The sequence below is a fragment of the Glaciecola sp. HTCC2999 genome (assembly GCF_000155775.1).
Taxonomy (GTDB): domain Bacteria; phylum Pseudomonadota; class Gammaproteobacteria; order Enterobacterales; family Alteromonadaceae; genus Opacimonas.
On record NZ_DS989814.1, the window covers coordinates 139,092 to 164,293 of the forward strand.

At 41.1% G+C, this 25,202-nt stretch carries 26 protein-coding genes; 18 read left to right on the forward strand and 8 right to left on the reverse strand.

Going from position 1 to position 25,202, the window contains the following annotated elements:
- Window positions 1–39: 39 nt before the first annotated feature.
- Together G2999_RS10100 and G2999_RS10105 are read right to left on the reverse strand one after the other, a co-directional pair.
- Window positions 40–984, reverse strand: a complete 945-nt coding sequence (locus G2999_RS10100) for a LysR family transcriptional regulator (RefSeq protein WP_010181251.1) — start codon at window positions 982–984, stop codon at window positions 40–42.
- Window positions 985–1,173: 189 nt separating this feature from the next.
- On the reverse strand, window positions 1,174–2,766 hold the full coding sequence (locus tag G2999_RS10105) for an isocitrate lyase (RefSeq protein WP_010181252.1): 1,593 nt from the start codon (window positions 2,764–2,766) through the stop codon (window positions 1,174–1,176).
- Window positions 2,767–3,245: 479 nt separating this feature from the next.
- On the opposite strand from G2999_RS10105, the gene G2999_RS10110 reads away from it, so the two are divergent.
- Window positions 3,246–4,571, forward strand: a complete 1,326-nt coding sequence (locus G2999_RS10110; protein ID WP_232222450.1) for an alkaline phosphatase — start codon at window positions 3,246–3,248, stop codon at window positions 4,569–4,571.
- Here the strand turns inward: G2999_RS10110 and G2999_RS10115 are convergent, their stop codons facing one another.
- The 5 genes from G2999_RS10115 to G2999_RS10135 all read right to left on the reverse strand — a co-directional run bounded on the left by G2999_RS10115 (window position 4,572) and on the right by G2999_RS10135 (window position 8,605).
- The gene (locus G2999_RS10115) at window positions 4,572–5,234 is read right to left on the reverse strand and encodes a VC0807 family protein (protein ID WP_034955895.1); all 663 of its coding nucleotides are present in this window, start codon (window positions 5,232–5,234) and stop codon (window positions 4,572–4,574) included. It lies immediately after the preceding gene.
- Window positions 5,235–5,310: 76 nt separating this feature from the next.
- Window positions 5,311–6,480, reverse strand: a complete 1,170-nt coding sequence (locus G2999_RS10120; RefSeq protein WP_010181258.1) for a glutathionylspermidine synthase family protein — start codon at window positions 6,478–6,480, stop codon at window positions 5,311–5,313.
- A 3-nt stretch (window positions 6,481–6,483) separates the two neighbouring features.
- Window positions 6,484–7,110: a DUF1190 domain-containing protein gene (locus tag G2999_RS10125; RefSeq protein WP_010181260.1), complete on the reverse strand. Its 627-nt coding sequence runs from the start codon at window positions 7,108–7,110 to the stop codon at window positions 6,484–6,486.
- Window positions 7,111–7,126: 16 nt separating this feature from the next.
- Window positions 7,127–7,543 carry a DUF350 domain-containing protein gene (locus G2999_RS10130; protein WP_010181262.1) on the reverse strand — a complete coding sequence of 139 codons (417 nt, stop codon included), beginning with the start codon at window positions 7,541–7,543 and terminating at the stop codon, window positions 7,127–7,129.
- 12 nt (window positions 7,544–7,555) lie between these two features.
- Complete coding sequence (locus G2999_RS10135) at window positions 7,556–8,605, reverse strand: potassium channel family protein (protein ID WP_010181263.1); 1,050 nt, start codon at window positions 8,603–8,605, stop codon at window positions 7,556–7,558.
- 159 nt (window positions 8,606–8,764) lie between these two features.
- Here G2999_RS10135 and queA point away from each other — a divergent pair, with 159 nt between their 5' ends.
- The 5 genes from queA (at window position 8,765) to secF (ending at window position 14,218) form a co-directional block, all read left to right on the forward strand.
- Entirely contained in the window at window positions 8,765–9,805 is a 1,041-nt protein-coding gene (gene queA, locus G2999_RS10140) for a tRNA preQ1(34) S-adenosylmethionine ribosyltransferase-isomerase QueA (RefSeq protein ID WP_010181265.1), read from the forward strand.
- 63 nt (window positions 9,806–9,868) lie between these two features.
- Entirely contained in the window at window positions 9,869–10,996 is a 1,128-nt protein-coding gene (tgt, locus tag G2999_RS10145) for a tRNA guanosine(34) transglycosylase Tgt (protein ID WP_010181267.1), read from the forward strand.
- Between the two features lie 26 nt (window positions 10,997–11,022).
- Window positions 11,023–11,361, forward strand: a complete 339-nt coding sequence (gene yajC / locus G2999_RS10150; protein ID WP_010181269.1) for a preprotein translocase subunit YajC — start codon at window positions 11,023–11,025, stop codon at window positions 11,359–11,361.
- Between the two features lie 58 nt (window positions 11,362–11,419).
- Entirely contained in the window at window positions 11,420–13,264 is a 1,845-nt protein-coding gene (secD, locus tag G2999_RS10155; RefSeq protein WP_010181270.1) for a protein translocase subunit SecD, read from the forward strand.
- 12 nt (window positions 13,265–13,276) lie between these two features.
- Window positions 13,277–14,218: a protein translocase subunit SecF gene (gene secF / locus G2999_RS10160; RefSeq protein WP_010181272.1), complete on the forward strand. Its 942-nt coding sequence runs from the start codon at window positions 13,277–13,279 to the stop codon at window positions 14,216–14,218.
- Between the two features lie 135 nt (window positions 14,219–14,353).
- On the opposite strand, the gene suhB is transcribed toward secF, so the two are convergent.
- Entirely contained in the window at window positions 14,354–15,127 is a 774-nt protein-coding gene (gene suhB, locus G2999_RS10165) for an inositol-1-monophosphatase (RefSeq protein ID WP_010181274.1), read from the reverse strand.
- A 225-nt stretch (window positions 15,128–15,352) separates the two neighbouring features.
- Here suhB and trmJ point away from each other — a divergent pair, with 225 nt between their 5' ends.
- From trmJ to pilW, 12 genes are all read left to right on the forward strand, one after another.
- Complete coding sequence (gene trmJ / locus G2999_RS10170) at window positions 15,353–16,069, forward strand: tRNA (cytosine(32)/uridine(32)-2'-O)-methyltransferase TrmJ (protein ID WP_010181276.1); 717 nt, start codon at window positions 15,353–15,355, stop codon at window positions 16,067–16,069.
- A gap of 22 nt (window positions 16,070–16,091) precedes the next feature.
- Complete coding sequence (gene cysE / locus G2999_RS10175; RefSeq protein ID WP_010181278.1) at window positions 16,092–16,901, forward strand: serine O-acetyltransferase; 810 nt, start codon at window positions 16,092–16,094, stop codon at window positions 16,899–16,901.
- Window positions 16,902–17,017: 116 nt separating this feature from the next.
- Window positions 17,018–17,500, forward strand: coding sequence for a Fe-S cluster assembly transcriptional regulator IscR (gene iscR / locus G2999_RS10180; protein WP_010181280.1), 483 nt, complete (start codon window positions 17,018–17,020; stop codon window positions 17,498–17,500).
- A gap of 13 nt (window positions 17,501–17,513) precedes the next feature.
- Window positions 17,514–18,737 (forward strand): IscS subfamily cysteine desulfurase, encoded by a 1,224-nt coding sequence (locus tag G2999_RS10185; RefSeq protein WP_010181282.1) that lies wholly within the window; start codon window positions 17,514–17,516, stop codon window positions 18,735–18,737.
- A gap of 63 nt (window positions 18,738–18,800) precedes the next feature.
- Window positions 18,801–19,181, forward strand: coding sequence for a Fe-S cluster assembly scaffold IscU (gene iscU, locus G2999_RS10190; protein WP_010181284.1), 381 nt, complete (start codon window positions 18,801–18,803; stop codon window positions 19,179–19,181).
- A gap of 28 nt (window positions 19,182–19,209) precedes the next feature.
- Window positions 19,210–19,533 carry an iron-sulfur cluster assembly protein IscA gene (gene iscA / locus G2999_RS10195; RefSeq protein WP_010181286.1) on the forward strand — a complete coding sequence of 108 codons (324 nt, stop codon included), beginning with the start codon at window positions 19,210–19,212 and terminating at the stop codon, window positions 19,531–19,533.
- 45 nt (window positions 19,534–19,578) lie between these two features.
- Window positions 19,579–20,097, forward strand: coding sequence for a Fe-S protein assembly co-chaperone HscB (hscB, locus tag G2999_RS10200; protein ID WP_029257516.1), 519 nt, complete (start codon window positions 19,579–19,581; stop codon window positions 20,095–20,097).
- A 3-nt stretch (window positions 20,098–20,100) separates the two neighbouring features.
- Window positions 20,101–21,966, forward strand: a complete 1,866-nt coding sequence (gene hscA, locus G2999_RS10205; protein ID WP_010181294.1) for a Fe-S protein assembly chaperone HscA — start codon at window positions 20,101–20,103, stop codon at window positions 21,964–21,966.
- Between the two features lie 18 nt (window positions 21,967–21,984).
- Window positions 21,985–22,323 carry an ISC system 2Fe-2S type ferredoxin gene (gene fdx, locus G2999_RS10210; RefSeq protein WP_010181296.1) on the forward strand — a complete coding sequence of 113 codons (339 nt, stop codon included), beginning with the start codon at window positions 21,985–21,987 and terminating at the stop codon, window positions 22,321–22,323.
- Window positions 22,324–22,421: 98 nt separating this feature from the next.
- Window positions 22,422–22,853 carry a nucleoside-diphosphate kinase gene (gene ndk / locus G2999_RS10215; protein ID WP_010181298.1) on the forward strand — a complete coding sequence of 144 codons (432 nt, stop codon included), beginning with the start codon at window positions 22,422–22,424 and terminating at the stop codon, window positions 22,851–22,853.
- 93 nt (window positions 22,854–22,946) lie between these two features.
- Window positions 22,947–24,116: a bifunctional tRNA (adenosine(37)-C2)-methyltransferase TrmG/ribosomal RNA large subunit methyltransferase RlmN gene (locus G2999_RS10220; protein ID WP_010181300.1), complete on the forward strand. Its 1,170-nt coding sequence runs from the start codon at window positions 22,947–22,949 to the stop codon at window positions 24,114–24,116.
- Between the two features lie 36 nt (window positions 24,117–24,152).
- Entirely contained in the window at window positions 24,153–25,160 is a 1,008-nt protein-coding gene (gene pilW / locus G2999_RS10225; RefSeq protein WP_010181302.1) for a type IV pilus biogenesis/stability protein PilW, read from the forward strand.
- The last annotated feature ends 42 nt before the right edge of the window (window positions 25,161–25,202 follow it).

Below are 25,202 nucleotides of genomic sequence, written 5' to 3' on the forward strand. Positions count from 1 at the left end.
CCATTCATGAGGTGAATGATATTTGCCGTTTTATTGGCATTAAGATCCATTCATCCGCTCTGAAACATCAGCAATTAATCGGCGTAACCAAATATGCCCTGCATCATGTTGTAATAATGCACTCCATGCCATTTTTAGGGCGATGGGCGGTATATCAAAAGGGGGTGGGAGCACCACAATATCAGGATCATCTTTAAAAATTTTGGCTGCGCGACTGGGTAACGTTGCAATTAAATTTTGGGTTTTTGCTAGCTGCAATGCAGCATGATAATGTCGAGTAAATACTCTAATTTGGCGTTGCTTACCAATTTTTGTTAGTTCTGCATCAACCCAGCCTAGCTTTTGAACTTCATTCGGGTCAATACCTACACCAATACCAAATCCTGTTTTACTGACCCATATATGCTGGCCTGATAGGTAATTGTCTAGGTTGAAATTCTCACAGCGCGGATTGTTTTTGTTAAGGACACAGGCAAATTGATCATACCAGATGACTTTTTGATGGAAGGAGAGGGGTAACTCATCAAAGCGGTTGATTGCCATGTCGACTTTACCTTGTTCGACATCGTGAAATGTAACGTCTGATGGCGTAATTAAGTCCAAAGTAATATTCGGAGCCTTATAGCTAAGCTCTTCAATCAGTTCTAACAGTAACGTTGATTCGGCATAATCAGAAGCCATAATTCTGAAAGTGCGCGTAGATGTTTCTGGATTAAATTCAGTCTCAGGTTGAATGGATGACTCTAACTTACTCAATACATCGCGAATCGTTGGCTGTAATTCTAGCGCACGTTTAGTTGGGGTCATGCCATCACTGGTTCTGACTAATAATGGATCCTTAAATAAATCACGCAAACGTTTTAGTCCATTACTCATTGCAGGTTGGGTAATACTTAGTTGGTTAGCGGCTTTAGTTACACTGCCCTCGCGTAACAACACATCGAGGTATACCAATAAGTTTAAGTCAATTTTTGCAATATTCATGGTTAAGTCGCCTATACGTCGTAGAAACACCATTATAAATTTATTTGATTATAATTCATTACGATATTAGTCTAATGAATGTGGTTTTATATTATTTTATCTTAACTATTTGTGTCTCATGTGTGACATCATCGACCAATAAAAAACCCAGCCGAAGCTGGGTTTTGAGATGAATTGATGCGTTTGATATTAGTCGAATTGATTCATTGTATTATCTTCACCAGATGCTTTTAATGCTTGGTCGCCAGAGAAGTATTCTTTATGAGTATCACCTAAATCAGAACCCGCCATAGCTTGGTGTTTAACACACGCTAAACCTTGACGTAATTCTTGACGTTGAACGCCTTTCACATAAGCAAGCATACCTTGGTCACCGAAGTACCCTTTCGCTAAGTTATCTGTTGATAACGCCGCTGTGTGGTATGTCGGTAATGTAATTAAGTGATGGAAAATACCTGCTTCACGTGCTGCATCTGCTTGGAAAGTTCTAACTTTCTCATCAGCTTCCGCTGCTAGCTCTGTATCGTCATATTCTACAGACATCAAGTTTGCTCGGTCATATGCAGATACGTCTTTACCTGCTTCTGTCCATAAATCAAAGATTTGTTGACGGAAGTTTAATGTCCAGTTAAATGATGGAGAGTTGTTATATACCAGTTTGGCATTAGGCACTGTTTCGCGAATTGCGTTAACCATTTCTGCGATTTGACCTACGTGAGGCTTTTCTGTCTCAATCCACAATAGATCAGCACCGTTTTGTAAAGAAGTAACACAATCTAATACAACACGATCAAAACCTGTATTGTCTTTAAACTTATATAAACCATTAGGTAAACGTACAGGTTTAACAATTTCGTTATTAAGTTTCATGACAGTATCGCCATTCGCAAGTGCATTTAAATCTTCTACGGGTGAAACTTCTAAGAATGCATTGTATTGTTCAGCCAAATCACCTTCGGTATTTGATACTGGGATTTTTTGTGTCAGACCAGCACCTAGTGAATCGGTGCGTGCTACGATCACACCATCATCAACACCTAATTCAAGAAATGCATAACGAACAGCATTTATTTTTGCTAAGAAATCTTCATGCGGTACAGTTACTTTACCGTCTTGGTGACCGCATTGCTTAGCGTCTGATACTTGGTTTTCAATTTGAATACAACATGCACCGGCTTCAATCATTTTCTTAGCTAATAAGTACGTCGCTTCTTCGTTACCAAATCCCGCATCGATATCAGCAATAATAGGTACAACATGAGTTTCAAAATTATCAATTTTTGCTTGTACTGCAGCAACATCACCGCCGTTAGCTTTTGCTTTATCTAACTCGTTAAATAAGTTACCTAGTTCACGTGAATCTGCCTGGCGAAGGAATGTATATAGCTCTTCGATAAGTGCCGGCACTGAAGTTTTTTCATGCATTGATTGGTCAGGAAGTGGACCAAACTCAGAGCGAAGTGCTGCTACCATCCAACCTGAAAGGTATAAATAAGACTTGTCAGTAGTACCTTGATGCTTTTTCACTGCAAGCATTTTTTGTTGGCCAACAAATCCATGCCAGCAACCTAAAGACTGTGTGTATTGTGCTGAATCGGCATCATAATCAGCCATGTCTTTACGCATAATACCTGCAGTATATTTAGCAATGTCTAAACCTGTTTTAAAACGATTCTGCGCCTTCATGCGAGCTGCATACTCTGGGCTGATCGCGTTCCAAGCACTACCTTGTTCTTTAATTAACGCAGCGAATGCCGCTTGGTCTTGTTGATATTGAGACATAGTCTTTATCCTTTATGTTGTGTGTAGGGTGGCGTGAATGATGACAATGTCAACGTTCACTGCAGACAAATTCATATTAGGACGCAAAGAATAATAAATAAAATAAATAATTACGATTACCTTTATTTCTCTCATGAATGAACTGTTGATATGTTTAGTATTTAACGAATTTAGGCTATTAAACGCTTTTATGTTGGGGTTTCACTTGGGATTTACATTGTATATAAGGCTATGGTCGTTCATCCCAAAGTTGTATTTTTTCAATTAATTAATTCATGCTATGAATGCTGAGGATGGTTTTCATTCATAGTTATTTGTGTCGTTAACGTGTGTTTAACAATGTGACTAGAGAGCCATGTCATAAAAGCTTCTTATTTAAAGATTTGAACCCTTTGATTTAGCCGTTACAATAGAATCTATTATTTTTCTTTTTTTCAGGATGTATGCTGATGAAATTTTTGCCTATGTTATCCCTTAGTATGAGCTCACTGTTATTGTCTGCATGTGTCATTGTGACGCCTGATATCGTCGTTAACAAAGACGATGTAATAGTGACAAGTGAACGTCCGAAAAATATTATTATGATTGTGTCCGATGGTATGGGGCCAGCTTATACTACGGCATATCGCTATTACGCCGATGATCCTGCGACAACACAGCTCGATAATACCATTTTCGATCAATGGCATATTGGAAACGCATCTACTTATCCTGCGGAAGTCTCGGGCTTAGTTACTGATTCTGCCGCTAGTGCGACAGCCTTATCTTCTGGTATAAAGAGTTATAATGGAGCGATTGGTCTAGACGCGAATAAACAACCGGTGAACACTGTCTTGCATCGCGCCAAATCAAAAGGAATGAAAACAGGTCTCGCGGTGACTTCACAAATTGTTCACGCCACACCGGCCGCTTATGTCGCGCATAATGAAAGTCGTCGCAACTACAATGAAATTGCTGATAGCTTTTTCGATGATCGCTTACATGGCAGTATCAAAGTTGATGTGATGCTAGGCGGCGGGACTGATTATTTTATCCGTGAAGACCGTGATTTAACTGCTGAGTTTGTTGCACAAGGCTATCAGTACATAGATGATTATGGACAACTTCCTCGTTTAAATACAAAAGGCGGAGCATTGGGCTTATTTGCCCCTTCAGGTTTACCTTGGGCACTGGATGATACCAATCCTACGCGTTTAAAAGATATGGCACAGACAGCAGTACGTCTTCTGGAAAATGAACAAGGATATTTCTTATTACTAGAAGCCAGTCAAGTTGATTGGGCAGGGCATGGCCGTGATATCAATTCTGCGATGGCAGAGATGCATGATTTACATGTGATGCTCGAATGGTTAAGTGAATATCAACAAAAGCACCCTGACACTTTAGTGGTGATGACGGCTGATCATAGTACTGGAGGGCTGACTTTAGGGGCGAATGGTGATTATCGTTGGGAGCCAGAAATACTCCATAATATTGTTCAGTCAGTGCCGAGCATGATTGAATTTATCAAAGCATCCGCTTTAACACCACAACAACGTCTTGCTTACATCCAGTCAGCGTTACAATTTGACCTGACCGAGGAAGAAATCCAAGCTGTATTTGCAATGGATATGAGTGCTGAAAATCGACCACTAGAGGCTGTCATTAAAGCATTCATTGACCGTAAAACGAATACGGGATGGACGACATGGGGTCACACCGCTGTCGACGTACAAGTATTTGCCATAGGACCTGGTGCGAGTAAATTTGCAGGCCATCAAGATAATACGGATATCGCGAAGTCTATATTTGAATTGTTGGATTAGTTATTGATTCAAGAAAGTATCAATTTCTTCACCGGTCAATTTTTTCATTTGCATAAAAATATACATGATTGCAGTGATGAGCATGATCATGCTGGGGATGACAATAACAGGATAACTCAGTGCGGTCATGCGGCCCAGCTCTTCGGTGTAAGCTGTTGTGCCGGGCTCCGATACTAAAATCCATTTAGCTAATGCATAGTTCAGTGTCGCAGAAAGAAAGAACGACGCGGCGACAATATAGTTACTGATATCAATTTTCTTTTCAAATTCAGCTACTTTGTTGATGCTGACTAAACGTTCGTTTAGTTTTGGCCAATTAATTATGGCTTCATTAAGTACTAATACTTTGATCAATGGCTTTTTCATATAGCGGGTCACTAATACAGCGATACCGATTAGCGCTGGGATAGCTGCTTCTTTTATAGCGATATATTCTGCAGGTAATTTTAATAAGCTAATCCCACCAGTTAATAAAACACTCACAATTCCTAGGACAGAGAAAAAATTGACTTTTTTGGTTTGTAGCAACTCATACAAACCATAGCCAACAGGAAAAGCTAATGCTACCGCTATACTCCATAATGGGCCTAAATACTCTGGTTTACTCGCATAGGTCATGATCACAACGGGAATGATGATGTTAAATGCAAGATTCGCTAGCATATTCTGTTGTTGTGGTTTGGTATGAGGAGTTGAATTGGGCACGAGATTAATTTCCTGTTGGATAATGGCGAGGAGTTTACCCTAAAATAATATGGGGAACAAACCGAGAACTGTCTTGGGTGATCAGGCTGTTATCTTCACGGATGGACATACCTGCTGGCATATCATTGACGAGCCAAGAGCCTATTAATGTATAGTTATCGCCAAATTTTGGTAACGCATGAAATTGCTGAAATATAACGCCTTCATCGCCATATTGACCACCGGTTTGGGCTACCACCTCATTATTATCAATAATCATGATGTTAGCTCCTTCTCTTGAAAAAATAGGCTTTTTGACCCATTTCCCAGATTTATCTACCTTGTCTAAATCTTTGTGCAAAAAACTGGGCAACAAGTTAGGATGTCCGGTGAAACGAGACCATAATAATGGCATCAGCGCTTTATTCGACAGCACACTTTTCCATAAAGGCTCAACCCATTTAGTCGATGAGTAGGCAGCAATTTCACCAAACTCTTCGCTCAACATAAATTCCCAAGGGTAGAGTTTGAATGCACTGTGAATGGGTAAATCATCCAGATCGAGAAATCGATGGGTCTCAGTGACACCTATATCATCAATGAAAATAAATGGTGTCTCTAGTCCAGCTTGTGCTGCGCAGTCTTGTAAATATTGAACAGTGCCTCTATCTTCAGCAGAATCTTGAGCACAACTAAAGTGCATGACTTTTTGCTGATGGATATTTGCGATATCACGAAAACGCATAATGAGTTTTTCTTGGAGTGAATTAAATTGGTCGGCAGATTGCGGTAATGTGCCACCATCTACACACTGTTCTAACCAAAGCCATTGCCAAAAACCAGATTCATAAAGGCTTGTCGGCGTATCTGCATTATTTTCAAGTAACTTAGCGGGTCCTTTTCCGTCATACACTAAATCAAGGCGTGAATATAATGAGGGGTGGCGTTGTAACCAGGCGTCATGAACCGCTTCATGAAAGGCTTCAGGGATACAAAAATCAGTCAATAACGCTGGTGATTGCACGACTTCATCGACGACATGTAAGCACATCTCGTGAAGCTCTTGGGTAGGATCTTCTATGTCACGTTCCACTTGTTCAAGCGTGAACTGATAATATGCACTTTCATCCCAATAAGGCTCGCCGTTAATGGTATGAAAATTAAAGCCGTACTCTTGGGCGAGTGCTTGCCAATGCTGACGGGGAGCAATATCTCGCCTTAACATAACCTATCCACCGAAACTTCTGGAGCTGGAAGAGCGTGCTACACTTTTACCAAAGCCACCGCGTTTCACGGTGCGGTTGACCGTGGGTTTCTTTTTAAAATCAGATTGATAGACTTTTACATCACGACGTCCCAAACTACCAAAGTCTTTACCACTAGCATTAAACCAACGACCACGTAAAGATGACCGGCGCGAGTATGAAGTGAACATGGGTTGCATATAGTAGCGGCGTTTTTTCTTCTTTTTACCCAGCGCATCACCGACTTCATCAATGACTTCACTCATCAAATAACCGGCCATGAAAGGCATAAAGAAACTACTGCCTTGGTTTGACACGTATTCACAATTATCCTGACCAAACTCAAATTCACAGTCGCCTTCGCTCAAAAACTTAGGCCCCGTGCGCAGTGCTTCATCTTTTGCCTCTTTATAAGCACTGGTGCATTCTTCCATGTAATTTGGATTATCACTGGCACATTCATCAATACTGGTGTAAATCGAAGCAAGCTCGGGTTCTTCACCACAGCCACTTAGAAAAATAGCACTGATACCGACAGCGAGCGGTTTTACGGCGAACCACTTGCGCATTTGAGGTAAGGCAATTGAAGCAGTACGTTTTGATTCATTCATCATGGACTCCCTCTACTTAATAGGTCATACAAGCTGCGTTGAGTAAACCCACTGCAATAGATAAGGCTGCCAGCATGATGCCAGCCGACACTTCATTTTGTTCGATACGTTCAGCAATTTTAGGCATAAAAGTGAAGCGTAATAGTAAAAACGCCAAACACTGTGCGAGTAAAGCAACAACGGCCCAAATAATAAAGTCAGTAAATGAGACTGCGTTTGCTGCAGCACCAGATAATGCCAATGCAAAGCCTATCAGTGCGCCACCAAAGGCAATGGCCGCTGCAGTCGATTGCTTTTCCTTAATCAGAACCCACTCATCATGGGGCGTGACTTTGCTATAAATGACTTTAAAAACAAAGAGTAATGCGATGGCTGCTGCAAAATATAAAATAAAACCGCCTAGGCCTGATAAAGAAGTGACAAGTGTGTCCATTATTAAGGTTCCTTATTGAAATGATGACCAATTAAATTCATTGATTCGTCGTGCTGCGATATAAAAAATACGATCACCCGGGTTCACTTGTTCATTAAAATCCGGATTCACATGAATATTATGATCATCATGATCCGTTGCAAAACCAACGAATATGGCATTATGGTGTCTTTTTAATCCTAAGAATAAATGCTCAACCGACATGGTCGAGGCCGTGTCAGGTACTAAAACAGAGTATTGTTCCTGGCCGGCATCAACGCTGAGTAAATCATGGTGCAATAAGCTAGAACCTGGATCAAATGCCGATTTCACCAGTAATTCTACTGCTACACTAGGGGTGCATTCCACATTTGGACAATGGTCTTTGAGTAACCCCACTAAACTTTCATCGTTAAAATACGCCACTATGTGTGCATCTGGATTACGCTTGGCACAATACAACGCACTCGTCATCGTAATGTCGTCATCCGGGTTATCAATCAAAATCGTCTTAGCCTCAGCGACATTTGCCCGATCCATATCTTCGTCACGATTAAATGAGCTGACTTTAACAAATTCAATTTGTCCTGGAAGTGGGTTGGTAATGTCTTTTCTGACACACAACATGATTTCGGACTTGACCGAATTTTGGTCGTTTTCTTTGATTAAAAGATTAAGTAACTGCAAGGTACGCTCACCATTCCAGCCCATAATCAATATGTGTTGTTCAGTCATGTGATTATTTAACCCTTTATTATTTTTGTGCCATTTAAATGATATCCACGTCGCAATACGACCTACAATGAGGGCAAAAATACTCAGCCCTACAGGTATGATATACAGTGCGACCACTAATTTACCAGCAAATGTCGATGGTGAATAATCGCCATATCCGACAGTCGATCCGGTGACAATCAACCAATAAACAAAGTCGATTGGATGGGTCAGGGCAGTTTCCCCTGTAGCAAGTAGTAAGCCCCATGACGATATTCCATAGAGAAATAACAGAACGACTATTGTGTACCAATGGGTGTCTGAAAAATAATGAAGTAGCTTTTTTTTCAGCTTTTGCCAAGTCAACATTCAGGATCCTATAGAGTATTATTGTGATTATTAAGGGATAATAGAGATAGAAAATCAAGGGATTTAATATTTTGAAACAAAATAGTGTGTAAAATTTGTCACGCTATTTAGCAATTATGTACAATGTTCACATCAACGCTATTTACACATACCATATTTATGAAAACTTCTGATTTTGGCTTCACTTTACCTGAGCATTTGATTGCGAAATATCCAACACAACAACGCTCAGCATCCCGTTTATTGCATTTAGATGGTAAGACTGGAGCCATCGCTCATCATCAATTTAAGAATATGCTGCAGTTTGTTGAAGCTGGTGATTTGTTGATATTCAATAATACCCGTGTCATTCCTGCTCGGTTACTTGGTCAAAAATCCACCGGAGGGAAAATAGAAGTATTGGTTGAAAGAATGCTTGATGATCATCGAGTGTTAGCGCATGTTAAATCAAGTAAATCACCTAAACCGGGTGCTCAACTCATATTGGAAGAGGTGATTGAAGCGACAATGTTAGGTCGTCATGGGGCATTATTTGAGCTTGAGTTTAGCGGTAATGAAAGTGTATTGGATTTACTTGAGGCACATGGTCATATGCCATTGCCACCTTATATTGACCGTCCTGATGAAGACGGTGATAAAGAGCGTTATCAAACGGTGTATAATGAAAAGCCTGGCGCGGTCGCAGCACCGACTGCTGGCTTACATTTTGATGATGAAATTTTGGCACAAATCAAAGACAAAGGCGTGCAAATTGAGTTTGTGACCTTGCATGTGGGAGCGGGGACGTTTCAACCAGTCAAAGTTGATAATGTAGAAGAGCATGTGATGCATGCTGAATACGCGGAAGTGCCAGATGCGGTGGTAGCGGCGATAAAAGCGACAAAAGCAGCAGGTAAACGGGTCATTGCTGTTGGCACCACCTCTATGCGTTCATTAGAATCGGCGGCGAAAAAAGCTGACGCCACGAATGAATTGATAGTGCCATTTTATGAAGACACCGAAATCTTCATCTATCCAGGGTTTGAATTTAAGGTGGTAGACGCCATGTTCACCAATTTTCATTTACCAGAGTCGACATTGATGATGTTAATCAGTGCGCTTGCGGGTAAAGAAAATGTCATGCAGGCATATGCTGAAGCCATCGCTCACGAATACCGATTTTTTAGCTATGGTGACTCAATGTTCATCGAAAAATCATAGGGTGTGCAACCGTTTTTAGTTTGCTATAATGCGCGCCATTATTGATAAGTAGATGGTATTTACGTGGAATTTAAACTCCTTGCTACTCAGGGCAAAGCCCGTCGTGGCCAACTCATATTTCCTCGCGGTATCGTAGAGACTCCGGCGTTTATGCCAGTGGGAACTTACGGAACTGTCAAAGGCATGACACCTGAAGAATTAACCGATACTGGTGCTCATATTTGTTTAGGTAATACCTTTCACCTCATGCTGCGTCCTGGTACAGGCATTATTCAGCAGCATGGTGATTTACATGATTTTATGCATTGGGATAAACCAATTTTAACTGACTCTGGTGGCTTCCAAGTATTCAGCCTCGGTGCGATGCGTAAAATCAATGAAAATGGTGTCACGTTCCGTTCTCCCATTAACGGCGAAAAAATCTTACTTACGCCTGAAAAATCAATTGAAGTTCAGCGTGAATTGGGCTCTGATATTGTCATGATTTTCGATGAATGCACCCCATATCCAGCGACAGAACAAGAAGCGCGTATTTCAATGGAGTTATCATTACGTTGGGCTCAGCGCAGTAAAGACGAACACGGTGATAGCGAATCAGCACTATTTGGCATTGTCCAAGGGGGCATGTACCCTGCTTTACGTGATATTTCACTAGCAGCGCTAGAGAAAATCGGCTTTGATGGGTATGCCATTGGCGGTCTATCGGTTGGTGAGCCTAAAGAAGATATGATCCGCATTTTAGATAATACCGCACATAAATGCCCAGAAAATAAACCTCGCTATTTAATGGGGGTGGGCAAGCCTGAAGATATTGTTGAAGCGGTACGTCGTGGTATTGATATGTTTGATTGTGTGATGCCAACTCGAAATGCGCGTAATGGTCACTTGTTCACCACCGAGGGTGTGGTTAAAATTCGTAATGCCAAGCATAAAACGGATACAGGTCCCTTAGACGAAAAATGTGACTGTTACACTTGTAAAAATTATTCTCGGTCATATCTACATCATTTAGACAAGTGTAATGAGATCCTCGGTGCGCGGCTTAATACCATTCATAACTTACGCTATTACCAGCGTGTAATGCAGGGCTTAAGAGATGCCATTGAAGCGGGGACACTTGATGAATTTGTCACCGAATTTTATACCCAAAAAGATATGTCAGTACCGCCATTAGAAGCGGTAGAAAATTAAAATTAACTTACCATTAAGGAAAACTTATGAGCTTATTTATTTCAACAGCACACGCCCAAACAGCCGGTGGCAGCGCCCAAGGTGGCGGCATCGAGATGCTAATTATGTTAGCCGTTTTCGGTTTAATATTTTATTTCTTACTTTATCGCCCGCAAGCGAAACGTGTTAAAGAGCATAAAAATCTTGTTGCTTCTTTATCAAAAGGTGACGAAGTACTGACGCAAGGTGGTTTAGTAGGTAAAATTACGAAAGTAACAGACGAAAAAGATTTTATTGAAATTGCGTTAAATGAAACCAACGATATTATCGTACAGAAAGCATCTGTCACAGCAGTGTTGCCAAAAGGCACAATGAAAGCGGTATAACTACCCAATATGGCTCGCTAGGCGGGCCATTTTTTTGTATTCAAAGTAGGAATGAGTTGTGTTAAATCAAACTCCGATTTGGAAATATTTCTTAGTATTGTTAGTGATTGGCGCCTCGGCGTTATATGCACTTCCTAATATTTATGGCGAAGATCATGCGATCCAAATTTCCGCAGGTCGAAACGCCCAAGTCACAGAAAATATGATACCGAGTATTCAATCATTATTGACTAATAATGAGATTGAGACAAAACGTATTGAATTTGCAGATGATAAAATTTTGGTCCGTGTGAATGATTCAGATACCCAGTTAGTAGCACGTGAAGTGTTAGAAAAACAACTCGGTGATGAATACTTTGTGGCCATGAATCTTGCGCCTGACACGCCTCAATGGCTTGCTGCATTAGGTGGTAGTCCAATGAAGTTAGGATTGGATTTACGCGGTGGTGTACACTTTCTAATGGAAGTGGATATGAATTCTGCGATCGGTAAAGCGACTGAAGATATGGTCGGCGATTTCAGAACCGCCTTACGAGAAGAAAATATTCGTTATCGCTCAGTTAAACAAGTGGGTGACGCGGTGAATATCCAATTCCGTGACCAAGACACCCTTGATTCTGCTCGTTTTTTCTTGCGTAACCGTAATCCTGATTTAGTGTTTACCGAGCGTGATGGTCTGATTATCCGTGCCACGTTTTCTGAAAATCGCTTAGTGCAAATTCGCGATTATGCGGTGAAACAAAATATTACCATTATCCGCAATCGTGTTAATCAGTTAGGTGTGGCCGAACCTTTGGTTCAAAAGCAAGGTGCGGAACGCATCGTTGTGCAATTACCAGGTATTCAAGATACTGCAAAAGCCAAAGAAATATTAAATGCGACTGCGACGCTTGAATTTAGAATGGTTGATCAAGATAACGACGTCCGTGACGCCGTAAATGGTCGTATTCCACCATCCTCTATCTTAGTTAATGATCGTAGTGGTATCCCTCAATTATTGAAAAAGCGTGTCATGCTTACAGGTAATCATATTATCGATGCTAACAGTGGTGCCGATGAGTATGGGATCCCTCAAGTCAATATTTCGCTTGATTCCAAAGGTGGCACTAAGATGTCACAAGGCACGAAAGATAATATCGGTAACCCGATGGCGACTGTGTTTATTGAATATAAAGCCACAGGTGAACGTGATAGTAATGACAAACTCATTTTTGAGAAAAAAGAAGAAGTTATTTCAATTGCAACGATTCAAGCTCGTCTTGGTAGTAACTTCAGGATCACTGGATTAGATTCGCCTAAAGAAGCGCGTGATTTAGCATTACTACTTAGAGCCGGCGCGTTAATTGCGCCGATTACTATTGTTGAAGAACGTACGGTAGGGCCTAGCTTGGGTGCGGAAAATATTGAATTAGGGATGAAAGCAATACAAGGTGGTTTGATCTTAGTGCTTATCTTCATGCTTATCTATTACAAAGCCTTTGGTATGGTGGCGAATATCGCATTGATTGCCAATTTGGTTATGATAGTGGGTGTGATGTCGATGATCCCCGGTGCGACGTTAACCTTGCCTGGTATGGCAGGGATAGTCCTGACTGTAGGTATGGCAGTGGACGCGAATGTGCTAATATTTGAGCGGATCCGTGAAGAGCTCCGCGATGGACGCTCACCTCAACAAGCCATTCATCATGGTTACGATAGCGCTTTTTCAACCATCTTAGATGCGAACATCACTACGTTTCTTGCGGGTCTAATTTTGTTTGCAGTAGGTACCGGTCCAATCAAAGGGTTTTCGATTACGTTGATGATAGGTATCGCCACCTCAATGTTTACCGCGATTGTATTAACGCGCGTGTTAGTTAACTTAATTTGGGGCGGTCGTCGCCTTGAATCGTTATCGATTTAAGGAGATTTGAATATGCGTTTATTAAAAATTAATAGTACCGTAAAATTCATGCGTTTGCGGGTCCCTGCGCTAGTGTTTTCAACGATTCTGATTATTGCCTCGTTGGGTTCTTTAGCTGTGAATCAGTTGAATTGGGGCTTGGACTTTACCGGTGGAACCCTAATTGAAGTAGGTTATCCTGATGCGGCTAACTTAGATGAAATACGACGTGAATTGGATGCCGCTTCATTTGGTGATGCAATTGTACAAAACTTTGGCTCGAGCCAAGATGTGTTGATCCGTCTTGCACCGCGCGAAGGTGTGAAGTCAGCCGAAGTGGGTGACCAAGTGATGCTTGCGTTGCGTGCGACGGGGAAAAATGTAGACATGCGCCGTATTGAGTTTGTCGGTCCTAATGTGGGTGAAGAATTGACGGAGCAGGGCGGTTTAGCGATGCTGACCGCCCTTATTTGTATTTTGATTTATGTAGCAATGCGTTTTGAATGGCGTTTTGCTTTAGGATCAGTATCAGCTCTCGCCCATGATGTGATAATCACGCTTGGTTTATTTTCATTTTTACAGTTAGAATTTGATTTAACTATTTTAGCGGCAGTACTAGCCGTTATTGGTTATTCGTTGAATGATACGATTGTTGTATCGGACCGTATCCGTGAAAACTTTCGTAAAATCCGTAAAGCTGAATCTGAAGAAATCATTAATATTTCACTTACCCAGACATTGAATCGAACTATCATTACCTCTGTGACGACAATATTGGTATTGCTTGCACTATTCTTTGTGGGCGGAGCGTTAATTCATGGTTTCTCTACTGCATTATTGTTTGGTGTCGTGATCGGAACATACTCTTCTATTTATATATCTAGCTCAGTGGCGTTACTACTAGGTATAAGTAAAGAAGACTTAATTCCTGAAGTGATTGAGAAAGAAGGTGAAGATTTAGATCCGATGATTTAAGTTTTCCGGTAGTTTAAATCATCAATCTTATATTGATACCCATAAAAAAACCTAGGTGTTAATTCCACCTAGGTTTTTATGTTTATGAGCTGTGAGTATATACCCGTTAATCAGCCTATATCTGGATCATGAGTGTTATTTTAATTGTTTAACAATTTGTTGGACGACTCTTGGGTTACCGGCAACGATTTCCCCTTTTTGCATCGGATCATTACCACCAGCAAAATCAGTGACTAGACCTCCTGCTTCTCGAACAATCAGTTCACCTGCAGCCATATCCCATGGTTTTAAACCACTTTCAAAATAACCATCTAATTTACCAGAAGCAACATAGGCTAAATCTAAGGCTGCAGAGCCAGTACGACGCACATCACCAGATTGGGCAAATATACGTGTAAATTTCGGCATAAATTCAGTTAATTGAGTTTTATCTTTAAATGGGAATGCGGTGGCAAAAACACCATTATTTAGGTCTTTTTGTTTGCCAACACGAATACGGTAACCATTCAGTTGAGCACCTGCACCACGAGATGCAGTAAATAAATCACCACGGATAGGATCAAAAATAACAGCTTGGTCAAGGCGACCTTTATACATTAGCGCAATGGATACACAGAAATGAGGGATGCCTTTGATAAAATTAGTAGTGCCATCAAGCGGATCGATTACCCACTTAAATGTATCATCGCCTTGTACAACACCGCCTTCTTCACCAATGAACGTATGTTCAGGGTAGGATTGCTTGATTTTTTCGATAATAGCTTGTTCAGCATCCTTGTCTATTTTTGTCACATAATCATGGTCGCGTTTCGCAGTCACCACAAGGTCGTCACGGTTTTCAAAACCGCGTGTAATTACAGAACCAGCACTGCGGGCAGCACGAATGGCAATATTTAGCATAGGATGCATATCAAAGTCTCACTACTTAAATTGTCAAAGAACATTTTTCGCAAGTGATGTCGAATTTAATTCGATTTAAACACCATCACCTGAAAATTCAGGGTGATAGTATAGCAAATCTATTCTGTATATCCTAACGTATATTAAAAGAAGAAAAATTTGCGGCATATCGCTTCTGTTAAATCACCGATGCAATGCGTATAATATGCAAAAATTTATCAGGCATTATCAATTATGTTAGACAATATCCGCATCGTATTAGTAAATACATCCCACACGGGCAATATAGGCTCTACAGCTCGGGCAATGAAAACTATGGGATTAAGTGATCTATATTTGGTTGATCCTGTGTCTGCACCTGATGGCAAGTCAAGTGCACTCGCTGCCGGAGCTGGAGATGTATTAGCGAATGCTACGATCGTGTCTGACTTATCAGAAGCAGTGAAAGATTGTTCATTGATTGTGGGGACATCAGCGCGTTCACGCACTTTACCTTGGCCAATGTTAACACCTCGAGAATGTGGTGTAAAAATGGTCCAAGAAGGGCAAAAAGGCCCCGTAGCATTGGTATTTGGTCGTGAAAACAATGGCTTATCTAACGAAGAATTACAATTATGTCATTTTCACGTTTGTATTCCAGCTAATCCAGAATATAGTTCATTGAATTTAGCCGCGGCAGTACAAACACTTTGTTATGAAATTCGCATGGGCTATTTAAATTTAGACAGTTATCCAGACATGGAGTCTGATTATCCGTTAAGTGAAGATTTGGAAAGGTTTTATGTGCATTTAGAAAACACGCTAACGGAAACCGGATTTATTGTTAAAAACCATCCAGGGGTAGTGATGACAAAGTTACGACGTCTTGTGAATCGTGCCAGACCTGAATCTCAAGAACTGAATATCCTACGCGGTATATTATCAGCGATAGATAAAAAGAATAAACAATAGCGTATATCGTTAAAGGGTACTCATGTTTAAATATTTACAAGAAGATATAAAGAGCGTTTTTCACCGCGACCCAGCAGCTCGAACGACATTAGAAGTGTTAACCAACTATCCAGGATTGCATGCCATTTGGGTGCATCGTATAAGTCATCGACTTTGGCATTGGGGCTTAAAATGGTTAGCACGTTCCTTATCGACAGTAACACGCTTTCTTACTGGCATTGAAATTCATCCTGGCGCCAAGTTAGGTCGCCGGGTATTTATTGACCATGGTATGGGCGTCGTCATTGGTGAAACAGCTATCATAGGTAATGATGTGACCTTATATCATGGGGTCACATTAGGTGGAACCAGTTGGAAGGCGGGTAAACGTCATCCCACTCTAGATGATGGTGTTGTTGTCGGTGCTGGAGCAAAAGTGCTTGGACCTATTACCATGGGAAAAGGTGCTAAAGTGGGCAGTAATTCAGTCGTAGTTAAAGACGTTCCTGAAAATGCTACTGTCGTGGGTATTCCCGGTCGCATTATCCTATCAACAGCTGAGTCTCTAGACACCCAAAATGGCAAACGTGCAAAAATTGCTAAAAAATATGGTTTTGATGCCTATGCTGTTGCGGTTGATAACCCCGATCCAGTCGCCAATGCAATGGGCATGTTACTAGAGCATGTGCACTTGATGGATAATAAAATCCAAGAAATGTGTAATGTAATCCAATCAATGGGAGGCGACGTGTGCACGGACTCATTGCCTAAAATGGATATGGAAGAGTTTGCAGCGACGGGTCTTGACCCACAAAAAAACGTATCAGGCGACGATGACGATTCTAGCAATTAAACAATGAAGTTGTTTACGTATCGTTTACAATACTTGACTAAATTAGTCGGTTAAATACTTGACTAATTTAGTCGGGTAAGTAAAATACCCAGCAACAAAAGAAATGAGTCAGGATTATGAAATTAACATCTAAAGGTCGATACGCAGTCACTGCTATGCTCGATGTGGCTTTGCATTCTCAGCAAGGTCCAGTATCCCTTTATGATATTTCGATGCGCCAAGAAATTTCGTTATCGTATCTTGAACAATTATTCTCAAAGTTACGTAAACAACACCTGGTTGAAAGTATTCGTGGTCCTGGTGGCGGTTATCGCTTAGGGAAACCTGCTAATGAGATTGCGGTAGGCGAAGTTATTGCAGCAGTGAATGAATCGATTGATGCCACAAAATGTAATGGTAAGGCTGATTGTCAAGGTGGTGAAAAATGCTTAACGCATAACCTGTGGCAAGACTTATCAGACCGTATTAGTAAATTTTTAGACAATATTACGCTGGGTGAATTGATGGCTAAACAAGATATAAAAGCCATTTCATCTCGTCAGGATGGACAGCAAATAGATGCTGCCATTGATAAAATTAACGTTAGTTTTCAAATGTAACCGGAGCGCACGAATGAGCGATTTGCACTTACCAATTTATTTAGACTATTCATCTACTACACCTGTCGACCCGCGTGTAGCCAAAAAAATGACAGAGTGCCTTGAGATGGAAGGTAACTTCGGTAATCCGGCGTCACGCTCTCACCGTTTTGGTTGGGTAGCAGAAGAGGCTGTTGATATTGCCCGTAATCAAATTGCCGATTTAGTCAATGCTGATCCTCGAGAGATCGTGTTTACCTCTGGTGCTACTGAGTCAAACAACTTGGCTATCAAAGGTGCTGCGAATTTTTATCATAAGCGTGGTAAGCATGTCATCACTTTAAAAACCGAACATAAAGCTGTATTAGATACTTGCCGCCAGTTAGAGCGTGAAGGCTATGAATTAACTTATCTACAACCAGAACCAAGTGGTTTAGTTGACTTAGGTAAGCTTGAAGCGGCGATGCGAGAAGATACTGTGTTAGTGTCAATCATGCATGTAAATAATGAGATCGGTGTTATCCAAGATATCGAAGCCATTGGTGAAATGTGTCGTGCTCGTAAAATTTTATTTCATGTCGATGCGGCTCAATCTACAGGCAAAATCGAAATTGACTTACAAAAATTAAAAGTCGACTTGATGTCTTTTTCTGGCCATAAAACTTATGGTCCAAAGGGAATTGGCGCATTATATGTTCGTCGTAAACCGCGTGTGCGCATTGAAGCACAAATTCATGGCGGTGGTCATGAGCGAGGCATGCGTTCTGGTACTCTAGCGACGCACCAAATCGTTGGTATGGGCGAAGCCTTCGCGCTAGCCAAACAAGAAATGGCATCTGAGAATGAACGTATTCGGTTGTTACGTGATCGTTTATGGAATGGTATTAAAGATATGGAAGCCGTATACCTTAATGGCGACTTAGACCAGCGTGTTGTGCATAACTTAAATGTATCATTTGCATACGTAGAGGGTGAGTCACTCATTATGGCATTAAAAGATATGGCAGTGTCCTCAGGTTCTGCATGTACTTCGGCATCTCTTGAGCCAAGTTACGTATTGCGTGCTTTAGGGCTAAATGACGAATTAGCGCATAGCTCTATTCGCTTTAGTTTCGGACGCTTTACCACAGAAGCCGAAATCGATTATGTTATCGGTGTTATAAACAATGCCATCGGTAAACTGCGAGAGATGTCGCCGCTTTGGGATATGTACAAAGATGGTGTTGATTTAGCTAGTGTTGAATGGGTTCACCACTAAGTATTATTGAAACAATGTGTGCGTTAGGTACAATACCCCGCCACAAATATAGAGGTAACAACAATGGCTTACAGCGAAAAAGTAATTGATCACTATGAAAACCCTCGTAATGTAGGTGGGTTTGATAAAGACGACAAAAATATTGCAACGGGTATGGTTGGCGCACCTGCATGTGGTGACGTGATGAAGCTACAATTAAAAGTAGGTGAAAACGGTGTGATTGAAGATGCTAAGTTTAAGACCTATGGCTGTGGTTCAGCAATTGCGTCTAGTTCACTTGTCACCGAATGGGTCAAAGGCAAAACATTAGACGAAGCAACGACAATCAAAAATACGGATATTGCTGAAGAATTAGCATTACCGCCAGTGAAAATACATTGTTCAATTTTGGCAGAAGATGCAATCAAAGCAGCTGTTGCTGATTACAAAGCCAAAAACGCATAACCGCTAGTAAAATAATTAAGGAGACCTTGTGGGAATTTCAGTATCAGATGCCGCCGCTAAACGTGCTCGTGACTTTTTAGTCAATCGAGGCTCGGGAATTGGTCTGCGCTTAGGTGTGAAAACTACAGGGTGTTCCGGATTAGCATATGTCTTGGAGTTTGTTGATGAGCTGAATGAAGATGACACTGTTTTTGAAGATAATGGCGTGAAAATCATTATTGATGGCAAAAGCTTAGTTTATCTAGACGGCACTCAACTTGATTTTGCCAAAGAAGGTCTCAACGAAGGGTTTCAGTTCGTCAATCCAAACGCCAATGGTGAATGTGGTTGCGGTGAAAGTTTTAACGTTTAATTTTATACATTTTTATCTTTTTTATTGAAGTGAATGGGCAAAGCGATGAACTATTTTCAGTTGTTTAATTTACCTGTATCACTTAACCTAGATAAAGCGCAACTTAGTCGTGCTTATCAAGCGTTACAACAACTCACCCATCCAGATAAATTTGCGTCTGGTTCCGATCAAGAAAAGCGTATCGCGCTACAAAAAAATGCCCAAATCAATGACGCTTACACGACCTTAAAACATCCCTTATCTAGAGCTCAGCATATGCTAGCATTGCGTGGAATGGAAATTAATGGTGAGCAACAGACGATGCAAGATACTGCTTTTCTAATGCAACAGATGGAGTTACGTGAAGCGCTGGAAGATGCTCGTGATAATGAAGATGCGCTGTTAAAATTTTCAGATGAATTATCCCTCGAGATAAAACAAAAAATAGGCCAATTAGAAGCATTATTTGACGCTCCTGAGACATCAAAACAGAACGAAGAAATTGCACACGAAATTAGAAAACTCACCTTTATTTATAAGTTCCAATCTCAAGTGGAACATCACCTAGAATTATTAGAAGAGTAAGCAATGGCATTATTACAAATTGCAGAGCCTGGACAAGCTGCAGCACCTCATCAACGAAGATTGGCCATTGGTATTGATTTAGGCACCACTAATTCATTAGTGGCTTCTGTCCGCAGTGGCCAGGCACAAACATTACCCGATGAACAAGGTCGAGCTTTATTGCCTTCTGTTGTACATTATGATCAAGATAAGGTTACTGTTGGCTACACTGCGCAAGCGCTTGCCGACAAGGATCCTAGTAACACCATTGTTTCGGTTAAACGTTTCATGGGACAAGCCCTTTGTGATGTGACCGCGAAATGGCAACATCTTCCTTACCAATTTGCTCCTCAAGAAAATCAACAAGTCGCGATCATGGCCGGTGGCCAAGCTCGTAACCCTATTGGTGTTTCTGCTGATATACTGCGCACCCTTAAAAACAGAGCTGAAGCTTCTTTAGGTGATCAGTTAACCGGTGCCGTGGTGACTGTACCCGCTTATTTTGATGATGCTCAACGTCAAGGTACCAAAGATGCCGCTCAACTCGCTGGATTGAACGTGTTACGTTTATTAAACGAACCTACAGCGGCGGCGATTGCTTACGGCTTAGATACCGGGCAAGAGGGTGTGATTGCGGTCTATGACTTAGGCGGTGGTACCTTTGATATCTCAATACTACGTTTGCATAAAGGCATATTTGAAGTGCTAGCAACGGGGGGAGATGCGGCTTTAGGAGGCGATGATTTTGACCATGCTATTGCCAATTACTGGATCACTCAATGGTCATTAAATGATGACCAAAAAACGTTAGCTTACCGCAGGCTAATTACATTAGCGAAAGCAACTAAACAAGCATTGTCAGATACTGCAAATATCACACAAACATTTGATTTAGACGGTCAAATATTCGATGCATCCCTGTCTAAAGATATATTTGAAGCATGTGTTTCTGGGTTAGTTAAACAAACTATTAAAGCGTGTCGTCGCAGCTTAAAAGATGCTGACGTTGAAAAAGATGATATCGTTGAAGTGGTGATGGTAGGCGGCTCTACTCGAGTGCCTTTAGTACGCGAACAAGTCGGTGAATTTTTTGGCCGCACTCCTCTGACTTCAATTGATCCTGACCAAGTCGTCGCGATTGGTGCAGCAACGCAAGCAGATATCTTAGCGGGTAATAAACCTGATTCAGATATGTTGTTATTAGACGTATTGCCTTTATCGCTAGGGTTAGAAACCATGGGTGGATTAGTGGAAAAAGTGATCCCACGTAATACGACGATCCCAGTAGCAAAAGCCCAAGAGTTTACGACATTTAAAGATGGTCAAACGGCCATGATGATCCACGTATTGCAAGGTGAACGCGAATTAGTCGATGATTGTCGCTCTTTAGCTCGTTTCAACTTAACCGGTATTCCGCCAATGACCGCCGGAGCTGCTCACATCCGAGTGACTTTCCAAGTCGATGCAGATGGGTTGCTGAACGTTACAGCAATGGAAAAATCTACTGGAGTACAAGCAGAAATCCAAGTGAAACCATCGTTTGGTTTAGCCGAAAATCAAATCACAGAAATGTTAAGTGCTTCTATGAGTCACGCCAAAGAGGATATGCAAGCGCGCATGTTGAGAGAGCAACAAGTGGAAGCTGATCGTGTACTTGAGGCACTGATTGCGGCTTTAACACCGGATGCGAAACAATTACTCAGCACTGATGAGTTAACTCACTTAGAAAACACAATGTTGGCACTTGCAAACATTGCTAAAGGTGATGATACTCAAGCGATAAAAGATGCGATAGCAAAAGTCGATCAAGCATCTCAGGATTTTGCGGCTCGCCGTATGGATCAATCAATTCAACAAGCATTAGCCGGTCAGTCGGTTAATGATATTTAAATAGGCAGAGAAGACCTTATGACTCAGATAATATTTTTACCTCATGAAGAATTATGTCCAGATGGTGCAGTACTAGAAGCGAACAAGGGTGATTCTGTATTAGATGTAGCGTTAAAAAACGGTATCGGTATAGAACATGCCTGTGAAAAATCATGTGCGTGCACGACTTGTCATATTATTGTACGTGAAGGATTTGATTCACTTGCGGAAAGTGATGAGTTAGAAGATGATTTATTAGATAAAGCGTGGGGTCTAGAGCCTGAATCTCGTTTAGGCTGTCAGGCATTCGTCAATGATCAAGATCTGGTTGTGGAAATTCCGAAGTACACACTCAATCATGCTAGTGAAGATCACTAGCGTAAAAATAATAAATCATTAGTGTTTTTATGTAGTTTTGCATATAATCACGCAAAATTTAGAGTCAAACGACACAAACTATTTAATTGGAGCCCATCATGGCATTGGAAAGAACTTTTTCTATTATTAAACCTGACGCAGTTGCTAAAAACGTAATCGGCGCTATCTACAACCGTTTTGAATCAGCAGGTCTTCGTATTGTTGCTTCTAAAATGGTACATTTGAGCAAAGAGCAAGCGGAAGGTTTTTATGCAGAGCATAAAGAGCGTCCTTTCTTTGGTGCATTAGTCTCTTTCATGACTTCTGGTCCTGTCATGGTTCAAGTACTTGAAGGTGAAAATGCAGTGGTTAAGAACCGTGAGATTATGGGTGCAACTAACCCAGCAGAAGCGGCAGCAGGCACACTCCGTGCTGACTACGCTGAGTCAATTGACGAAAATGCCGTTCACGGTTCAGATGCACCTGAGTCTGCAGCTCGCGAAATTGCATATTTCTTCTCTGACGAAGAAGTTTGCCCACGCACTCGCTAAGCGCTCAAAAATTGTTGTAAAGGGAGCTTAATGCTCCCTTTTTCGTTTGTTACATTGTGACTATTTTATTGTTTACTTAATTAGGCCAACCATATGACTACGGTTACCGTTACTCCCGATAATAATGCTTCGCAAGCACCTACCAAGAAAACCAACTTGTTGGATTTGACTCGCTCTGGTATGCGTGAATTTTTATCATCAATTGGAGAGAAGCCGTTTCGTGCGGACCAAATTATGCAATGGATTTATCACCATGGCGTAAGCTCTGTTGATGAAATGTCGAATATTAACAAACAGCTTAAAGCTAAACTGAACACTCATGCAGAAATTGTCGCACCTGAGATTGCTTACCAACAAAATGCGACGGATGGCACGATCAAATTTGCGTTAACTTTAAACGGTGGCCAAGAAGTTGAAGCGGTATGGATCCCTGAGACAGACCGAGCCACTTTATGTGTTTCATCGCAAGTCGGTTGTGCCTTAGAGTGCACATTTTGTTCTACTGCACAGCAAGGTTTCAACCGTAACTTATCGGTAAGTGAAATTATTGGTCAAGTCTGGCGTGTCGCAACGACAATCGGCTTATCAAAAGATACAGCAAAACGACCCATTACCAACGTAGTCATGATGGGAATGGGCGAGCCGTTATTGAATCTTAAAAATGTCGTACCCGCGATGGAATTAATGATGGATGATTATGGCTTTGGTTTATCTAAACGCCGAGTCACTTTATCAACATCGGGTGTAGTGCCAGCATTAGATATGCTAGGTGACCAAATTGATGTGGCACTTGCTATATCACTGCACGCACCGAATGACACATTGCGTGATGAAATCGTACCGGTGAATAAAAAGTACAATATTGAAACTTTTTTAGCCGGTGTTCGTCGATATTTAGACAAATCCAAAGCGAATCAAGGTAAGGTCACAGTCGAATATGTCATGCTATCGCACATTAATGACAGTACGGATCAAGCCCATGAGTTAGCAAAAGTGCTATCAGGCACCCCGTGTAAGATTAATTTAATTCCATTTAATCCATACCCAGGATCACCCTATACATGTTCGAGTAACTCTCGTATTGACCGTTTTTCTAAAGTATTGATGGCGGCAGGATATACCGTTATGGTCCGTAAAACTCGTGGTGATGATATTGATGCAGCGTGCGGACAGTTAGTCGGTGATGTTGTTGACCGCACAAAACGTATGCTTAAAAAACAGTTAAAAGGTCAACCAATTTCAGTTAAAGTAGAAAAAGAATAAGCCATTGAAGGCATTTTGTTTAAGGTAGAACAAAGTATGTGGAAAGCTGTCAACGTTATTGTGCTAATGAGCATCTTATGTGGTTGTATGAGCATTCAAACAGGAAACTCCAACACGGTACCTGATCCTTTAGCTGCTGCGAAAAATCGCTTAACATTAGGTTTGACCTATTTACGGTCCAACAATTTCCAACAAGCAAAATTTAACATTGATAAAGCGTTGGATTTTGCTCCTCGATATGCAGAGGCCCATTATGGTCTGGCCTATTACTATCAAAAAGTAGATGAAAATAAACTGGCTGATGAAAGCTACCTAGTGGCGATAAATTTAGACCCTAACAATGCAGAGATAGCGAACTCATACGGTGCCTTTTTGTGTACACAAACACGTTACTCTGAGGCGCAAGCGTATTTCAATTTAGCGATTAATAACCCAAGTTATTTATCGACTTCTCAAAGCTATGAAAATTTAGCGATTTGTAGTCAGTCTCAAGGTGATATTACGGCTGCGATTGATTACTTAAATAGAGCGTTAAACTTTGAACCTACTCGTCAAACAAGTTTATATTTATTGGCGGAATTATATGCATCGAAAAATCAGCATGAAAAGGCCCTGGCGACGATTACTACTTATGAGCGTATCTTAGGGCCTAACCCCGATTCCATGTTTTTAAGTTTTGAAATAGAGCTATCACAAGGTGATCAACGAAAAGCCCAACAAATCCTTGATACTTTGGCGTCTGGATATCCTGAACATCCCAATACTATTTTAGCCAAACAACAACTAGCAGCATTCGTTAAGCACATGGTAAAACAGAGGTCATCAGCGGTTTCTAGCATAGTTCCAGATGATCTTGATAATGCAAGTTTGAATCATCAAGAAACAAATGCTACTCCCAGTATTCATACCTTAGCGAAAGGTGAAACACTCTATCGTTTATCACGTGTTTATAATGTATCTGTGTCTGATATCATGTCATGGAATAATATTAAACAAACAGATACTTTATCCATTGGTATAAAACTCATTGTTGGTTACAATTAACTCAACTTTATAGCGTCGTTATTATTGAAAGGAAATATCAAT

Coding starts and splice junctions, on each gene's coding strand:
- G2999_RS10100 (WP_010181251.1), bottom strand. CDS start 984: ATGAATATTGCAAAAATTGACTTAAACTTATTGGTATACCTCGATGTG.
- G2999_RS10105 (WP_010181252.1), bottom strand. CDS start 2,766: ATGTCTCAATATCAACAAGACCAAGCGGCATTCGCTGCGTTAATTAAA.
- G2999_RS10110 (WP_232222450.1), top strand. CDS start 3,246: ATGAGCTCACTGTTATTGTCTGCATGTGTCATTGTGACGCCTGATATC.
- G2999_RS10115 (WP_034955895.1), bottom strand. CDS start 5,234: ATGCTAGCGAATCTTGCATTTAACATCATCATTCCCGTTGTGATCATG.
- G2999_RS10120 (WP_010181258.1), bottom strand. CDS start 6,480: ATGTTAAGGCGAGATATTGCTCCCCGTCAGCATTGGCAAGCACTCGCC.
- G2999_RS10125 (WP_010181260.1), bottom strand. CDS start 7,110: ATGAATGAATCAAAACGTACTGCTTCAATTGCCTTACCTCAAATGCGC.
- G2999_RS10130 (WP_010181262.1), bottom strand. CDS start 7,543: ATGGACACACTTGTCACTTCTTTATCAGGCCTAGGCGGTTTTATTTTA.
- G2999_RS10135 (WP_010181263.1), bottom strand. CDS start 8,605: ATGTTGACTTGGCAAAAGCTGAAAAAAAAGCTACTTCATTATTTTTCA.
- queA (WP_010181265.1), top strand. CDS start 8,765: ATGAAAACTTCTGATTTTGGCTTCACTTTACCTGAGCATTTGATTGCG.
- yajC (WP_010181269.1), top strand. CDS start 11,023: ATGAGCTTATTTATTTCAACAGCACACGCCCAAACAGCCGGTGGCAGC.
- secF (WP_010181272.1), top strand. CDS start 13,277: ATGCGTTTATTAAAAATTAATAGTACCGTAAAATTCATGCGTTTGCGG.
- suhB (WP_010181274.1), bottom strand. CDS start 15,127: ATGCATCCTATGCTAAATATTGCCATTCGTGCTGCCCGCAGTGCTGGT.
- trmJ (WP_010181276.1), top strand. CDS start 15,353: ATGTTAGACAATATCCGCATCGTATTAGTAAATACATCCCACACGGGC.
- cysE (WP_010181278.1), top strand. CDS start 16,092: ATGTTTAAATATTTACAAGAAGATATAAAGAGCGTTTTTCACCGCGAC.
- iscR (WP_010181280.1), top strand. CDS start 17,018: ATGAAATTAACATCTAAAGGTCGATACGCAGTCACTGCTATGCTCGAT.
- G2999_RS10185 (WP_010181282.1), top strand. CDS start 17,514: ATGAGCGATTTGCACTTACCAATTTATTTAGACTATTCATCTACTACA.
- iscU (WP_010181284.1), top strand. CDS start 18,801: ATGGCTTACAGCGAAAAAGTAATTGATCACTATGAAAACCCTCGTAAT.
- hscB (WP_029257516.1), top strand. CDS start 19,579: ATGAACTATTTTCAGTTGTTTAATTTACCTGTATCACTTAACCTAGAT.
- hscA (WP_010181294.1), top strand. CDS start 20,101: ATGGCATTATTACAAATTGCAGAGCCTGGACAAGCTGCAGCACCTCAT.
- fdx (WP_010181296.1), top strand. CDS start 21,985: ATGACTCAGATAATATTTTTACCTCATGAAGAATTATGTCCAGATGGT.
- ndk (WP_010181298.1), top strand. CDS start 22,422: ATGGCATTGGAAAGAACTTTTTCTATTATTAAACCTGACGCAGTTGCT.
- G2999_RS10220 (WP_010181300.1), top strand. CDS start 22,947: ATGACTACGGTTACCGTTACTCCCGATAATAATGCTTCGCAAGCACCT.
- pilW (WP_010181302.1), top strand. CDS start 24,153: ATGTGGAAAGCTGTCAACGTTATTGTGCTAATGAGCATCTTATGTGGT.